This window comes from Enterobacter asburiae (genome assembly GCF_008080435.1).
GTDB lineage: Bacteria > Pseudomonadota > Gammaproteobacteria > Enterobacterales > Enterobacteriaceae > Enterobacter > Enterobacter asburiae_C.
In genome coordinates, this window is record NZ_VRKN01000006.1 from 61,821 (window position 1) to 76,465 (window position 14,645).

14 protein-coding genes are annotated in these 14,645 nt (G+C 53.7%); 13 read left to right on the forward strand and 1 reads right to left on the reverse strand.

What is annotated here, in order from left to right:
- Positions 1 to 96 precede the first annotated feature (96 nt).
- Positions 97 to 2,526, reverse strand: a complete 2,430-nt coding sequence (hrpB, locus tag FU672_RS13360) for an ATP-dependent helicase HrpB (protein WP_148243590.1) — start codon at positions 2,524 to 2,526, stop codon at positions 97 to 99.
- Between the two features lie 73 nt (positions 2,527 to 2,599).
- Here hrpB and thpR point away from each other — a divergent pair, with 73 nt between their 5' ends.
- The 13 genes from thpR (at position 2,600) to FU672_RS13425 (ending at position 14,633) form a co-directional block, all read left to right on the forward strand.
- Positions 2,600 to 3,154, forward strand: a complete 555-nt coding sequence (thpR, locus tag FU672_RS13365) for an RNA 2',3'-cyclic phosphodiesterase (RefSeq protein WP_148243591.1) — start codon at positions 2,600 to 2,602, stop codon at positions 3,152 to 3,154.
- Positions 3,144 to 3,848 carry a DNA/RNA nuclease SfsA gene (gene sfsA, locus FU672_RS13370; protein WP_148243592.1) on the forward strand — a complete coding sequence of 235 codons (705 nt, stop codon included), beginning with the start codon at positions 3,144 to 3,146 and terminating at the stop codon, positions 3,846 to 3,848. Before thpR ends, sfsA begins: the two co-directional genes overlap by 11 nt.
- A 176-nt stretch (positions 3,849 to 4,024) precedes the next feature.
- Positions 4,025 to 4,480, forward strand: a complete 456-nt coding sequence (dksA, locus tag FU672_RS13375) for an RNA polymerase-binding protein DksA (RefSeq protein WP_001155232.1) — start codon at positions 4,025 to 4,027, stop codon at positions 4,478 to 4,480.
- Between the two features lie 59 nt (positions 4,481 to 4,539).
- Entirely contained in the window at positions 4,540 to 5,430 is an 891-nt protein-coding gene (gene gluQRS / locus FU672_RS13380; RefSeq protein WP_148243593.1) for a tRNA glutamyl-Q(34) synthetase GluQRS, read from the forward strand.
- Positions 5,431 to 5,472: 42 nt separating this feature from the next.
- Positions 5,473 to 6,870, forward strand: coding sequence for a polynucleotide adenylyltransferase PcnB (pcnB, locus tag FU672_RS13385; protein WP_072210735.1), 1,398 nt, complete (start codon positions 5,473 to 5,475; stop codon positions 6,868 to 6,870).
- The gene (folK, locus tag FU672_RS13390) at positions 6,867 to 7,346 is read left to right on the forward strand and encodes a 2-amino-4-hydroxy-6-hydroxymethyldihydropteridine diphosphokinase (RefSeq protein ID WP_148243594.1); all 480 of its coding nucleotides are present in this window, start codon (positions 6,867 to 6,869) and stop codon (positions 7,344 to 7,346) included. Before pcnB ends, folK begins: the two co-directional genes overlap by 4 nt.
- Before the next feature lie 123 nt (positions 7,347 to 7,469).
- On the forward strand, positions 7,470 to 8,261 hold the full coding sequence (gene panB, locus FU672_RS13395; protein WP_148243595.1) for a 3-methyl-2-oxobutanoate hydroxymethyltransferase: 792 nt from the start codon (positions 7,470 to 7,472) through the stop codon (positions 8,259 to 8,261).
- Between the two features lie 11 nt (positions 8,262 to 8,272).
- Entirely contained in the window at positions 8,273 to 9,124 is an 852-nt protein-coding gene (panC, locus tag FU672_RS13400; RefSeq protein WP_148243596.1) for a pantoate--beta-alanine ligase, read from the forward strand.
- Between the two features lie 33 nt (positions 9,125 to 9,157).
- Complete coding sequence (gene panD, locus FU672_RS13405; RefSeq protein WP_023334546.1) at positions 9,158 to 9,538, forward strand: aspartate 1-decarboxylase; 381 nt, start codon at positions 9,158 to 9,160, stop codon at positions 9,536 to 9,538.
- Between the two features lie 462 nt (positions 9,539 to 10,000).
- Positions 10,001 to 10,585 carry a fimbrial protein gene (locus FU672_RS13410; RefSeq protein ID WP_148243597.1) on the forward strand — a complete coding sequence of 195 codons (585 nt, stop codon included), beginning with the start codon at positions 10,001 to 10,003 and terminating at the stop codon, positions 10,583 to 10,585.
- A gap of 80 nt (positions 10,586 to 10,665) precedes the next feature.
- Positions 10,666 to 11,370, forward strand: coding sequence for a fimbrial chaperone (locus tag FU672_RS13415; protein ID WP_410053330.1), 705 nt, complete (start codon positions 10,666 to 10,668; stop codon positions 11,368 to 11,370).
- Between the two features lie 60 nt (positions 11,371 to 11,430).
- On the forward strand, positions 11,431 to 14,034 hold the full coding sequence (locus tag FU672_RS13420; protein ID WP_148243598.1) for an outer membrane usher protein: 2,604 nt from the start codon (positions 11,431 to 11,433) through the stop codon (positions 14,032 to 14,034).
- A gap of 23 nt (positions 14,035 to 14,057) precedes the next feature.
- On the forward strand, positions 14,058 to 14,633 hold the full coding sequence (locus FU672_RS13425; protein WP_148243599.1) for a fimbrial protein: 576 nt from the start codon (positions 14,058 to 14,060) through the stop codon (positions 14,631 to 14,633).
- Positions 14,634 to 14,645: the final 12 nt, after the last annotated feature.

A 14,645-nucleotide genomic window follows, 5' to 3' on the forward strand; every position in this document is an offset into this window, starting at 1 on the left:
TCTCAAAATTTGTTTTCTCCCTCTCCCTGTGGGAGAGGGCTGGGGTGAGGGCATCAGGCCGCACTTTTCTGGCCGCACTCCCCTCTTTCACCTAACTCACGAATATTTCTTCGTTCGCCGCGTCGGCGCCGTATTCGCCGGATCGTCCGGCCAGACATGTTTGGGATATCGCCCCTTCATCTCTTTCTGCACTTCACGGTAGCTTCCCGCCCAGAACGCCCCCAAATCTCGGGTGATTTGTAATGGACGATGCGCAGGCGATAGCAGCGCAAGCACTAACGGCACACGCCCTTCAGCAATGGACGGCGTGATTGCCTCACCAAACATCTCCTGCATCCGAACCGCCAGCGCCGGCGGATTATCCTCATGATAACGGATGGCAATCCGGCTTCCGGTCGGCACAGTGTAATGCCCTGGCAGTTCACTATCCAGACGTTGACGTAATGACCAGTCCAGTAAATTCTGTAACGCTGTCTTAACATCAAGCGCCTTAAGGGCTCGCAGGGAGTGCACGCCGCTCATTTGCGGCAGCAGCCACTGCTCAAGCGTATCAAGCAGCGTCTCATCATCCACCGCGGGCCAGCCATATTCCGGTAGCCACTTCGCGGCGCAGTGCAGACGAATGCGGTATTGCTCAGCTTCCGGCGTCCAGTTCAGGGCGCTCAGCCCTTTTTCCCGAATACCGTTCAGCATGGCCTGGTGTAACTCTTCTTCAGAGGGTTTCGCCAGCGGTTTCGTCCCGAGCGTCAGTTTGCCAATCTGGCTGCGCCGAAACGCCTTCAGCGTGCCCTGGGCGTCATCCCACTCCACGATGTCCGATTGGTGAAGCAGCTGCGGACAGGTACGCGTCAGGGCGTCAATCTCTACGGCAATCGCCTGCAGGATACGCGCATCCGGGGAGTGACTGCCCTGCAGCAGCAGCGGCGCGATCAACCATTCATGTCGCGTCAGCGCATCATCGCTGTCCAGCATCGCCCCCATGCCGTTTGCCAGCTGGTAGCGACCGTCCAGCCCGCGCCGACGGGCAATCCGGTCCGGGAAGGCCTGTGCCAGCAGGAAGGCAATTTTATCGCTGCCAGGCGATCCCCCCCGGCTATTCAGGCGTTTGCACAACTGCTGAGCCCGCTGCTGCCAGTTCCCCTGATTGCGCGAAAACGCCTGCCCCAGATCGCTACTGCCACCGCGAGGCGGCTCCTCAAGAATAGCCGCCAGTTTTGCCGCCGTGGCAATTTCATCTTCCCCTTGCGCGGCCACCAGCATCGCGGCCAGACGCGGGTCGTTGCCCAGCGCCGCCATTTTCTGGCCACGCGCCGTCAGACGCTCGCCTTCCAGTGCGCCAAGCTGGGTCAGCAGAGTGCGCGCAGCGGTGAGGTTGACGACAGGCGGAGGATTAAGCCAGGTGAGCTGCTCAGGGTCCGGACAGCCCCACTGCAGTAGATCCATCACCAGACCAGACAAATCACTTTGTAAAATTTCCGGCGCGCTTTGCTGTGCAGCGCGTTCAGCCTGCTCCGCGCTGGTCAAATGCAGGCAAATACCCGGCTCAAGACGCCCCGCACGGCCCGCGCGCTGCACCATCGAGGCCTGGCTAATGCGTTGCGTCAGGAGTTTAGTCAGCCCGGTACGCGGGTCAAAGCTTGCCACCCTCTCCTGCGCGCTATCCACCACCAGGCGAATACCTTCGATGGTCAAACTGGTTTCCGCAATGTTGGTTGCCAGCACCACCTTGCGCTGCCCCACCGGGGCCGGAAGAATGGCTTTACGCTGATCCTGTAGCGACAACGCGCCGTAGAGCGGGCAAAGCAGCACATCAGCGCCTGTGCGCGTAGAAAGCTGCTCCTGCACGCGCTGGATTTCACCGACACCTGGCAAAAACAACAGCAGGGAACCGGCTTCCTGGCGCAGCAACTCAGCGGTGGCAATGGCGACGGCCTCGTCAAAACGCTGATGGGAGGGAAGCGGTTGATAGCGGCGTTCAACCGGGAACGCCCGCCCTTCTGAGCTGATGACCGGTGCATCGGGTAATGTCTGTCGTAGCCGCTCGTTGTCCAGCGTGGCCGACATAATAAGCAGCCGGAGATCGTCGCGCAGTCCCTGTTGCACATCCAGCAACAGCGCAAGGGCCAGATCCGCCTGCAGGCTGCGTTCGTGAAATTCATCCAGGATCACCAGCCCGACGCCGGTCAGCTCCGGATCGTTTTGCAGCATGCGGGTGAGAATACCCTCAGTGACCACTTCAAGACGCGTGGTCGGGCCAACGCAGGTCTCAGCACGCATCCTGTAACCTACCGTTTCGCCCGGTTTTTCATTCAGCAGTTCCGCCAGTCGCTGCGCCACGTTGCGCGCGGCCAGCCTGCGCGGCTCCAGCAGGATAATTTTCCCGCTGATATTTCCGTCTTTCAGAATCTGCAGTGGCAGCCAGGTCGACTTGCCTGCACCCGTAGGGGCATTCAGCAAAACCTGCGGGGCATGGTGTAAGGCAGCGAGAAGCTCAGGAAGAATGACGGCGACCGGCAATGAGGACACTAACAGCTCCAGAGGGTTAACATTAGTCGGCGTACATTGTAGCATCGGCGCATATCATTACCGAGTCCTCCGTATGCCTGAGTCGAAACGGCTGTTTTTTGCCATTGAATTACCCACCACGATACAGCGTCAAATTGTTCGCTGGCGCGCCGATCGCTTCCCGCCGGAAGCTGGCCGCCCCGTTGCGGCAGCCAACCTGCACCTGACGCTGGCCTTTTTGGGCGACGTCAGTGCCGAAAAACAGCGGGCGTTAGCCGCAATGGCCGGACGTATCGCCCAGCCAGAATTTACGCTGCACCTCGACGACGCGGGTCAGTGGCTGCGTTCGCGCGTGGTCTGGCTGGGAACGCGCCAGCCGCCGCGCGGATTATTACAGCTGGCGAATATGCTGCGCGCGCAGGCGGCGCGCAGCGGCTGTTATCAGAGCCCGCAGCCGTTTCATCCCCATATCACGCTGCTGCGCGATGCCGGTCAGGCCGTTGCCATCCCGCCGCCGGGTTTTCACTGGGCCTTTCCGGTCAACGGATTCGCGCTTTACGAATCCGTCTTTGCACAGGGACGCACCCGCTATACGCCGCTACAGCGCTGGACGCTGGGCAACACCGAAAGGAATTCTGATGAAGTTTAGTCCTCCCCTGCAGCACGCTACGCTTATCCAACGCTACAAACGCTTCCTCGCCGACGTGATCACCCCCGAAGGAGAACAGCTCACCCTGCACTGCCCCAATACCGGCGCCATGACGGGCTGCGCGACGCCAGGTGACACCGTCTGGTATTCCACATCAGAAAATACGAAACGCAAATATCCCCACACATGGGAAATGACCGAGACGCAAAATGGGGCATTTATTTGCGTTAACACCCTGCGTGCAAATCAGCTGGTTAAGGAAGCGCTGACCAACGGCACCCTTCCCGAGCTTGTCGGTTACGGTACGCATAAAAGCGAAGTGAAGTATGGCGATGAAGGCAGCAGAATTGACTTCATGTTACAGGCGGAAGACCGGCCTGAGTGCTATATTGAAGTGAAATCAGTGACGTTAGCGGAACAGGAAAATGGCTTCTTTCCGGATGCGGTAACGCTACGTGGCCAGAAGCATCTGCGAGAGCTAATGAGTGTTGCGGCGGCGGGCAAACGCGCCGTATTGCTGTTTGCAGTGTTGCATTCAGCCATTGAACGTTTCTCCCCTGCCCGCCATATTGATCCTAAATACGCGCAATTGTTGAATGAGGCACAAAAGCAGGGGGTGGAGGTTTTCGCTTATAAAGCGGAACTTTCTGCCGATAATATGACTCTGAGATCCTCTCTTCCCATTGTCTTATAAGGGATTAGACGATTGACGAATAAGTGTTCTGGCCGCGTGCGCAAATACGCTTTTCCTCACAGGCTTGTCAAGTGTTACGTTTAGATAATTGCCATCCGGAAAAGCATCTGCTATTTATAGCGACCTGATTTTTCCCCCAACACGGGGATCGATAGTGCGTGTTAAGGAGAAGCAACATGCAAGAAGGGCAAAACCGTAAAACATCGTCCCTGAGTATTCTCGCCATCGCTGGGGTGGAGCCGTATCAAGAGAAGCCGGGCGAAGAGTATATGAACGAAGCCCAGCTGTCGCACTTCAAGCGTATTCTTGAAGCATGGCGTAATCAACTCAGGGATGAAGTCGATCGCACCGTTACTCATATGCAGGATGAAGCTGCTAACTTCCCGGATCCGGTAGACCGTGCCGCTCAGGAAGAAGAGTTCAGCCTCGAACTGCGTAACCGTGACCGCGAACGCAAACTGATCAAAAAGATCGAGAAAACGCTGAAAAAAGTCGAAGACGAAGATTTTGGCTACTGCGAATCCTGCGGTGTTGAAATCGGTATTCGTCGCCTGGAAGCGCGTCCAACTGCCGATCTGTGCATCGACTGTAAAACGCTGGCTGAAATCCGCGAAAAACAGATGGCCGGTTAATACCAGCGCTGTTTACACACTCCAAAGGCGGGAGTCTCTCCCGCCTTGTTACTGTTGATATGTCTGAATCACACTATATTGGGCGCTTCGCGCCATCTCCTTCCGGTGAATTACACTTCGGCTCATTAATTGCCGCGCTCGGCAGCTACCTGCAGGCTCGCGCCCGTCTGGGAAAATGGCTCGTACGCATTGAAGATATTGACCCTCCGCGTGAAGTTCCCGGTGCTGCAGACACCATTCTGCGTCAGCTGGAACATTATGGTCTTCACTGGGATGACGAGGTTCTCTGGCAGTCAAAACGTCACGAGGCTTATCGGGAACGTCTGGCCTGGCTTCGCGAACGGGGGCTTTCCTATAACTGCACCTGCACCCGCGCGCGTATCCAGAGCGTAGGGGGCGTCTATGACGGGCACTGCCGCACGCTCAACCATCCCCCGGAAAATGCCGCCGTGCGTATACGGCAGCGTTCCCCGGTGACGTGCTTTAACGATCTCCTCTCCGGTGAAATTCATGCCGATGAACGTCTGGCATGTGAAGATTTTATTATTCACCGCCGTGATGGTCTGTTTGCTTATAACCTGGCCGTGGTCGTCGACGATCATTTTCAGGGCGTGACGGAAATTGTGCGCGGGGCAGACCTGGTCGAACCGACCGTACGGCAAATATCGCTTTATCATCAGTTTGGCTGGACGGCGCCGGATTACATCCATCTGCCGCTGGCGGTCAATGCGCAGGGCTTTAAGCTCTCCAAGCAGAACCACGCCCCGGCCCTGCCAGACGGCGATCCACGTCCTGTTTTGATCGACGCGCTGCGATTTCTCAACCAGAATGTAATCAACGAATGGCGGGATCTGCGAATTGACGAACTGCTGAAAATAGCCATTGCCAACTGGACGCTCACGGCAGTGCCAAAAATCCAGCATTCTCAAATGCGTTGCGCTGAGCTATGATTAGCCGCTTTTTTCATAACAAAACACACTACGAGGTGTACCATTTTTACCCGAGTCGCTAATTTTTGCCGTAAAGTGCTAAGCCGCGAAGAGAGCATGGCGAACGATGCTATTGCACAGCCACACATGTCGGTTATTCCGCGTGAGCAGCACACTATTTCCCGCAAAGATATCAGTGAAAATGCCCTCAAGGTGCTCTATCGTCTGAATAAAGCGGGCTACGAGGCCTATCTCGTGGGCGGTGGAGTGCGTGATTTACTGCTGGGCAAAAAACCAAAAGATTTCGACGTGACGACCAGCGCCACGCCTGAGCAGGTGCGCAAATTATTCCGTAACTGCCGTCTCGTTGGCCGCCGTTTCCGTCTGGCTCACGTGATGTTTGGACCGGAGATTATCGAAGTGGCGACCTTCCGCGGTCACCACGAAGCGGGCGCATCCGATCGCACCACGTCACAGCGCGGCCAGAACGGTATGCTGCTGCGCGACAATATCTTCGGCTCTATCGAAGAAGATGCCCAGCGCCGCGACTTCACCATCAACAGCCTTTATTACAGCGTGGCGGATTTCACCGTGCGCGATTACGTCGGCGGCATGCAGGACCTGAAAGAAGGTCTGATCCGTCTGATTGGCACGCCGGAAACGCGCTATCGTGAAGATCCCGTGCGTATGCTGCGCGCCGTGCGTTTCGCCGCAAAATTGAATATGCGCATCAGCCCGGAAACGGCAGAGCCTATTCCGCGTCTGGCGACGCTGATTAACGACGTGCCGCCTGCCCGTCTGTTTGAAGAGGCGCTGAAGCTGCTGCAGGCCGGCCACGGCTTTGAAACCTACAATCTGCTGCGCGAATACAACCTGTTCCAGCCGCTGTTCCCGACAATTACCCGCTACTTCACCGAAAGCGGCGACAGCCCAATGGAGCGGATGATTGCGCAGGTACTGAAAAATACCGATACCCGTATTCGCAACGACATGCGCGTAAATCCGGCCTTCCTGTTTGCGGCGATGTTCTGGTATCCGCTGCTGGAAACGGCCCAGCGCATTACCCAGGAGAGCGGGCTCGCCTATTATGATGCCTTCGCGCTGGCCGCAAACGACGTGCTGGACGAAGGGTGCCGTACGCTCGCTATTCCAAAACGTATTACCACCCTGGTGCGCGATATCTGGCAGCTTCAGCTGCGCATGTCCCGTCGTCAGGGCAAACGCGCCTGGAAGCTGATGGAGCATCCAAAATTCCGCGCCGCCTTCGATCTGCTCTCGCTGCGTGCTGAAATTGAAAGAAATCAGGAACTGCAGCGCCTGACGCAGTGGTGGGCTGAATTCCAGGTCTCCGCCCCGCCGGAGCAGAAAGATATGCTTACCGGGCTGGATGAAGAGCCGGAACCGCGTCGCCGTCATCGTCGTCCGCGCAAACGCGCGCCGCGTCGTGAAGGGACAGCATGACCCTCGCGTATATCGCCATTGGCAGTAATTTAGCCTCTCCGCTGGAGCAGGTTAATGCTGCCGTACAGGCACTTGGGGAGATTCCGCAAAGCAAGATCGTGGCGGTCTCCTCTTTCTACCGCACCCCGCCGCTGGGGCCTCAGGATCAGCCTGATTATCTCAATGCTGCCGTGGTGCTTGATACCTCTCTTAATGCCGAAACGCTGCTGGACAATACCCAGCGCATCGAGCTGCAGCAGGGCCGCGTACGCAAAGCCGAGCGCTGGGGACCGCGCACGCTGGACCTCGACATTATGCTGTTTGGTCACGAGACCATTAATACTGAACGTCTCGCCGTTCCGCATTACGACATGAAAAATCGCGGGTTTATGCTCTGGCCGCTCTTTGAAGTCGCCCCCGATCTCATCTTCCCGGATGGCATCCCACTCAAGTCCATTCTGGACAGACTCAACGCGGAAAGACCCGCCCGCTGGTGATCCGGTTCCCCTGCCGATTAGCCTCAAAATAATTGTGCCTAATCGGTTACCTAAAATCATTGTTCCCTCGAATGTTACTGTTAGAATGCGCAAAGATTCGCTTTTGGGCTATCAGGAAACAGTATGAAACCAACCACCATCTCCTTACTGCAGAAATGCAAACAGGAAAAAAAACGCTTCGCCACCATCACCGCGTATGACTACAGCTTCGCCAAACTCTTTGCCGAAGAGGGTATCAACGTCATGCTGGTCGGAGATTCGTTAGGGATGACGGTACAAGGACATGATTCCACCCTGCCGGTCACGGTTGAGGATATCGCTTACCATACCCGCGCCGTACGCCGTGGTGCCCCAGCCTGCCTGCTGCTCTCCGATCTGCCGTTTATGGCCTATGCCACGCCAGAGCAGGCATTCGAAAACGCGGCAGCCGTCATGCGCGCCGGGGCCAATATGGTCAAAATCGAAGGCGGTGCCTGGCTTGCGGAGACGGTGAAAATGCTCACCGAACGCGCCGTGCCGGTGTGCGGCCATTTGGGCCTGACGCCGCAATCCGTCAACATCTTTGGCGGATATAAGGTGCAGGGCCGCGGTGACGCCGCCCAGACGCTGTTTGATGATGCCCTGGCGCTGGAAGCCGCAGGCGCGCAGCTGCTGGTGCTGGAGTGCGTGCCGGTTGAGCTGGCGAAACGTATCACTGAAGCCCTTTCCATTCCTGTGATTGGTATTGGCGCAGGCAACGTGACGGATGGTCAGATTCTGGTGATGCACGACGCCTTTGGCATCACCGGCGGGCATATTCCGAAGTTTGCCAAAAATTTCCTCACCGAAGCGGGCGACATGCGCGCTGCGGTCAGGCAGTATATTGCCGACGTTGAATCCGGTGTTTACCCGGGTGAAGAACACAGTTTCCATTAAGGAGTCTCGTTGTGCTAATCATTGAAACCCTGCCGCTGCTTCGCCAGCATATCCGTCGTGCGCGTCAGGAAGGTAAACGTATCGCACTGGTCCCGACCATGGGCAACCTGCATGATGGCCATATGAAGCTGGTCGATGAAGCAAGAGCGCGTGCAGATATCGTGGTGGTCAGTATCTTCGTTAACCCAATGCAGTTTGACCGCGCCGACGACCTGGCACGCTACCCGCGCACCCTGCAGGAAGATTGCGAGAAGCTTAAAAAACGCCATGCAAACATTGTCTTCTCACCCGCTCCGGCGGATGTGTATCCCCATGGCACAGAAGATGCAACCTATGTTGATGTCCCGGGCATTTCGACCATGCTGGAAGGCGCAAGCCGTCCGGGTCATTTCCGCGGTGTGTCGACCATCGTCAGCAAGCTGTTCAACCTGGTGCAGCCAGACGTTGCCTGCTTCGGTGAGAAAGATTTCCAGCAGCTGGCGCTGATCCGCAAAATGGTTGCCGATATGGGCTACGATATCGAGATTGTCGGCGTACCGATTGTACGTGCCAAAGACGGTCTGGCCCTCAGCTCCCGTAATGGCTACCTGACTGCTGAGCAGCGCAAAATCGCGCCGGGCTTAAGCAAGGTCATGAACACCATGGCTGAGCAGCTACTGGCGAAGGAATTGACCGCCGAAGAGATCATCGCCCTCGCCGAACAGGCGCTGAACGATAAAGGTCTTCGCGCTGACGACGTTCAAATTCGAGATGCCGATACGCTTCTGGAGCTTGCAGAGACCAGCAAACGTGCGGTAATTCTGGTGGCGGCATGGCTCGGTCAGGCCCGCCTTATCGATAACAAAGTGGTTGAGCTGGTGTAGTTTTTTCTACCCGGAAGATGAAAGGTAAACGTAATGATTCGCAAAATGCTGCAAGGTAAGCTTCACCGTGTGAAAGTCACCCAGGCCGACCTGCACTATGAAGGCTCCTGCGCGATCGATCAGGATTTTCTCGACGCGGCGGGTATTCTCGAAAATGAAGCCATTGATATCTGGAACGTGAACAACGGTAAACGCTTCTCAACCTACGCGATTGCTGCCGAACGCGGTTCTAAAATCATCTCCGTCAACGGTGCTGCCGCACACTGTGCAGACGTGGGTGATATTGTGATCATCGCCAGCTTTGTGATGATGTCTGACGAAGAAGCGCGTCGCTGGCAGCCGAAGGTGGCTTACTTCGACGGTGATAATGACATGAAACGCACCGCGAAGGCGATTCCGGTTCAGGTTGCCTGATAACAAATTCGGGGGCTGGTCATAAACAGACAGCCCTTTTTTCCTGCCTGATAGTATGTTCTACAGTTTGCGCTCTCATTCTTTTTTGCCCCATTACTTTTCTTTTTATATTCACAAAGAGAATGCATTCCCGCAAAAAAACAGAATAGAAACCGATAATATTTCGAACATCCCCTCGCCTTTCATTGAAATAAAAAATAAATCGCCCATTTACTCATAACAATTAAACGTGTAACAATATTGCCGAAGATAGCTGTTAAAACAAACACCCCCTGATACCCAATCCGCACAACAGTGTGCAATATATTGTTTTTCAAACAAAAACAGTCAATTTAGTTTTTCTCAATTCATCTTGAAGCATTAGTGATTATCGATTTAATAAATACAATATTATATTGTGCAAGCTTTATTAATGAGCACCGGTTTTTCTGAATAATTTTTTTTAATAAATGGATGTTTTATATGTTTAAGAAAACTGTTTTGGCTGCATCTGTAGCTGTTATGGCAATGGGTTCTGTTTCTGCAATGGCTGATGATGTTGGTCTGATCACCTTTGACGGCGCGGTAACGGACACAACGTGTGTCATCACTACCAACAACGGTGTTGATGCAAACAACGTGACCGTAACGCTGCCAGTTGTAAAAAAATCCGATGTTGAAGGTACAACTGTTGATACTGGCGTAGGCTCTAAAGAGTTTGAACTGCACCTGAGCAAGTGCCCGGATACACTGACCACAGCATCAGCAACCTTTACTTCTCAGCAATTTGCTGAGCTGTCTAACGGCACTCTGAAAGCTGACCCAACTGTTGCTGGTCACGCTGACAACGTAAGCCTGGCGCTGTACAACAACACCGCTGCTAACAGCGATCGCGTGCAGGTTGGTCTGCCAGGAAACAATACTCAGGTTGCAACCCTGACTGCAGGTGAAGGTACTCTGGCTTATCGCGTTGCGTATGTTCCAAGCGCCGACTGGGCTGCTGGTACCAACGATCTGACCTCCGGTAAAGTAAGCAGCAACGTTACTTTCACCATGAGCTACGAATAATAGCTTAATAGCTGTCATGCGCTCACGGATGAGGTGGGCGCTTTTTTATTTAATGGATGAATATTATGCGCCCTTTTAAAATGTGTATGACCGCACTTATTTTCAGTGCGGCCTTTGCTGTCTCCCATTCCGCTCTCGCTGATATCGTTATTTCGGGTACGCGCGTCATTTATCCGCAATCCGCTAAAGACGTCACTGTCAATATGGAAAACCGCGGTAATAAGCCCCTTCTGGTACAAACCTGGCTTGATGACGGCCGCGATACGACCAATCCGCAAGAGCTGAAATTACCGTTCATTGTCACCCCGCCTGTATCCCGAGTCGATCCGGCTAAAGGACAGACCGTGCGTATCACCTGGCTTGGACAGACGATGCCGCAGGACAGAGAAACGATGTACTGGTTCAACGTACTGGAAGTTCCGCCTAAATCAAAAGAGGCTGATAGCCAGAACATGCTGCAGTTAGCATTCCGTACACGCATCAAAATGTTCTTCCGCCCTGACGGATTGAAAGGCGATTCTTCCATTGCTGCAGGCCAGCTGAAGTGGACTCAACAGGGTAATGCCCTGGTTGCAAAAAATGATTCGCCTTATTACGTTTCCGTGGCGAAATTTGACATAAAAGTCGGTGGTAAAGCCCTTGAAGTAGAACCGCATGTGGTCGCCCCATTTGCCAGCCAGTCCTATGAAATGAAGAACGCAGGTGCAGTGAAAATCAATAAATTCACTTATACCACAATTAATGATTTCGGCGGTTCTGAGAAGCACGACGTTTCGGTTAATTAAAAAAAATCAAATAGTTATAAATTTCCCTAATAATTAGCAGCTAACGGATTAGTGATAGCAATGTTATTTCGCCGCTCATTTCTTTGTATTGCCATATGCACAGTGCTTCAATCGGCCTCTTATGCGGCCGAAAAAAACGCTATGCCATCCTCTGGTGGTGAAGAGGTCGAATTCAATGATCAGTTTCTGTTTAATACAGGAACGAATATTGACGTTAGCCGCTTTTCTCAGGGAAATCCGGTTGTACCTGGCACGTTTAAAACACAAATAATCGTTAACGGTAAGAAAAAACTGCTCACGGAGTTTACCTTTAAAGATAACGGCACACCTCGTGCTAGCCCCTGCTTCACCCCTAAAGTTTTAATGCAAGTTGGCATTAAAGCTGACGCAATAAACGAAGCCGTCGGCAAAGATACCGCTGACGCGCCTGAAGCTACCTGTGTCGATCTTTATAAGGCATTTTCCGGCGCCACATGGGATTACGACGCCGGAACACAAGAGCTAAGCCTGACGGTTCCGCAAATCTATGTTGAACGTCGACCTAACGGTTATGTCGATCCTTCTCTTTGGGAGGATGGCATTACCGCCGGAATGCTCTCTTACGATCTTAACGCCTGGCATTCCGACAGTACGGATGGTGCGCGCGATACCGCCTACGCCGGGCTGAAATATGGCTTTAATATGGGTCCGTGGCGTTTGCGTTCACGCGGCACATTAAACTGGGATCAGGAAAGCGGCACCGACTACTCGAGCCAGGATATCTACCTGCAACGCGACATCACGCCGCTACGCGCACAACTGTTGATTGGTGATTCCTATACGCGCGGCGACGCCTTCAACTCGTTAAACCTACGCGGCCTGCGCATGTACAACGATGACCGTATGCTGCCGGGCGGTATTTCAACCTACGCACCGACCATTCGCGGTGTGGCGAAAAGCAACGCCAAAGTCACGATCAGCCAGAGTGGTAGCAAGATCTATGAAAGCACCGTTCCGCCAGGCGCTTTTGAGATAAACGATCTCAGTACCACAGGCTACGGTAGCGATCTGATGGTTACCATTGAAGAGTCCGATGGCAGCACACGTACGTTTTCCGTCCCTTACTCTTCAGTAAGCCAGATGCTTCGCCCAGGTTATAGCCGCTGGGATATCGGCGTGGGTGAGTTAAACGACGACGGGCTGCGTGATAAGCCTCGCCTCGGCTATGCCACGGGTTACTACGGGATTAATAACACCTTTACCGGCTACACCGGTCTGCAATATATGGACATCGGTTACCTTTCCGGGCTTCTGGGTATAGCCATGAACACCGGGGTGGGTGCATTTGCATTGGACATTACGCATTCCGATGCAGATATCGACGGTGTCGGTACGCTGACCGGTCAGAGTTACCGCCTCTCCTGGAGTAAGCTCTTAGAAGATACGCGTACCTCGTTCAACGTTGCAGCCTATCGCTTCTCCACGGAAGACTATCTCACGCTGAACGATGCGGCATCACTGGCAGAAGACGTCAAACATCGTGATACATCACGTAACCCGAATCATAACGGGGAGGATGTGTATAACAGCTTCCAGCGTATGAAAAATCAGATTCAGCTTAACGTCAGCCAACCTCTCTCCGCAGGCAAGACAGATTACGGTTCGCTTTATGTAACGGGCAGTTGGCAGGATTACTGGACCGAATCCAGTTCAACCTCTCAGTATTCAGTAGGTTACAACAACTCATTCTGGCTGGGCAGCTACAGCATTTCGTTGCAACGCAGCTATGACGAATACGGTGAAAAGGACGACAGCGTCTACCTGAACCTGAGTATTCCTCTGGAAAACTTACTGGGGCATAAAAAACGTCCTGGCGGTTTCTCAAGCGTCAACATGAGCATGAACTCCGACTTCAAAAACAGTACGGCATTCAACACCAGTGCCAACGGCAATACAGAGGATTACCGTTTTAACTACAGCGTAAACGCCAGTACCAGCCATGCCGACAGCGGCGATCTCAACCAGGTCGGCGGTTACGGCAGCTATAACAGTCCATACGGACCGGTCAGCGTTTCAGCTTCAGCCTCCGATGACAACAGCCAGCAATATTCAATGAGCTATAGCGGCGGCGTACTGATGCATTCTGGTGGTGTGACATTTGCACCTGGCAGTATCGGTGATACCGATACGCTGGCACTGGTCAGCGCACCGGGGGCGAAAGGCGCGCATCTGACCGTGGGTGATGGGGTCATTGGCAGTTCAGGCTATGCCGTAATGCCCTATTTATCCGCCTACCGCGAAAACACCGTCGGGATTGATATTTCAAAAATAGAATCAGACGTTGAGGTGAAAAGCACCAGTTCAGTGGCCGTCCCGCGCAGCGGAGCGGTTATTCGAGTCGATTTCGAAACCGATCAGGGCAAATCGTTACTGCTCGATCTACACCGTTCAGATAATAGCTTTATTCCGCTCGGTGCAGATGTCGTCGATGAACAGGGCCATTCTGTCGGCTCGGTAGGTCAGGCGGGACAAGCCTATGTGCGCGGCGTTGAAGATAGCGGAAAATTACACGTCGTTTGGGGCAGTGGTGCCGACAGTACATGCACCGTGACATACCAAATAACGCCGTCGGCACAGAAAGTGGGCCTGACGACCATGCTTACCAACCAGACTTGCCAGATGTAATTTTTTAACAGGGAGTTATTTTAATGAAGAAAACAATAGCACTTACGCGTCTCGCCGCATTCCTGGCTTTGACCGTAAGTTCACAGACATTTGCTGCAGGCGCCAACCTGGATGTGACTTTCACCGCAACGCTGCGTGAAACAACCTGCGATATGAAAATCGAAGGCGGTACGGGCGATGGAAAGGCCAACATTATTCCTATCGGTGCTGGTGGTAAAACATCGCTGGCGGATATTACCAGTGGTTCTGATAGCGCAACGACAGCTTTTAAACTGAAAATTATTGAATGCCCTTCAAGTCTGGCAGGTTTAAAAACTACCGTTTCTGGCACTGCATCTACAGATCTCGCCACCGCTATCATGAATGCTGCGGCAACAAATATGGCTGAATATATGGGGGTTTCCATCGCCCGTGCCTCTGCTCCAATGACACCATTCACGATTAACGCGACAGAGGATGCAAAACGCCTGGTATGGAGCCCACAGGAAATTAGTAGCCAGGAAGTCGCATTGGTTGCCCGCCTTGTAGAAACCAAAACCGATCAGGCTACAACGGGTGATTTTAGCGCGATTGCCACTTTTAACTTTGAATACCAGTAAGCGGAAGGATAC

Coding starts and splice junctions, on each gene's coding strand:
- thpR (WP_148243591.1), top strand. CDS start 2,600: ATGCCTGAGTCGAAACGGCTGTTTTTTGCCATTGAATTACCCACCACG.
- sfsA (WP_148243592.1), top strand. CDS start 3,144: ATGAAGTTTAGTCCTCCCCTGCAGCACGCTACGCTTATCCAACGCTAC.
- dksA (WP_001155232.1), top strand. CDS start 4,025: ATGCAAGAAGGGCAAAACCGTAAAACATCGTCCCTGAGTATTCTCGCC.
- gluQRS (WP_148243593.1), top strand. CDS start 4,540: ATGTCTGAATCACACTATATTGGGCGCTTCGCGCCATCTCCTTCCGGT.
- folK (WP_148243594.1), top strand. CDS start 6,867: ATGACCCTCGCGTATATCGCCATTGGCAGTAATTTAGCCTCTCCGCTG.
- panB (WP_148243595.1), top strand. CDS start 7,470: ATGAAACCAACCACCATCTCCTTACTGCAGAAATGCAAACAGGAAAAA.
- panD (WP_023334546.1), top strand. CDS start 9,158: ATGATTCGCAAAATGCTGCAAGGTAAGCTTCACCGTGTGAAAGTCACC.
- FU672_RS13410 (WP_148243597.1), top strand. CDS start 10,001: ATGTTTAAGAAAACTGTTTTGGCTGCATCTGTAGCTGTTATGGCAATG.
- FU672_RS13415 (WP_410053330.1), top strand. CDS start 10,666: ATGTGTATGACCGCACTTATTTTCAGTGCGGCCTTTGCTGTCTCCCAT.
- FU672_RS13420 (WP_148243598.1), top strand. CDS start 11,431: ATGTTATTTCGCCGCTCATTTCTTTGTATTGCCATATGCACAGTGCTT.
- FU672_RS13425 (WP_148243599.1), top strand. CDS start 14,058: ATGAAGAAAACAATAGCACTTACGCGTCTCGCCGCATTCCTGGCTTTG.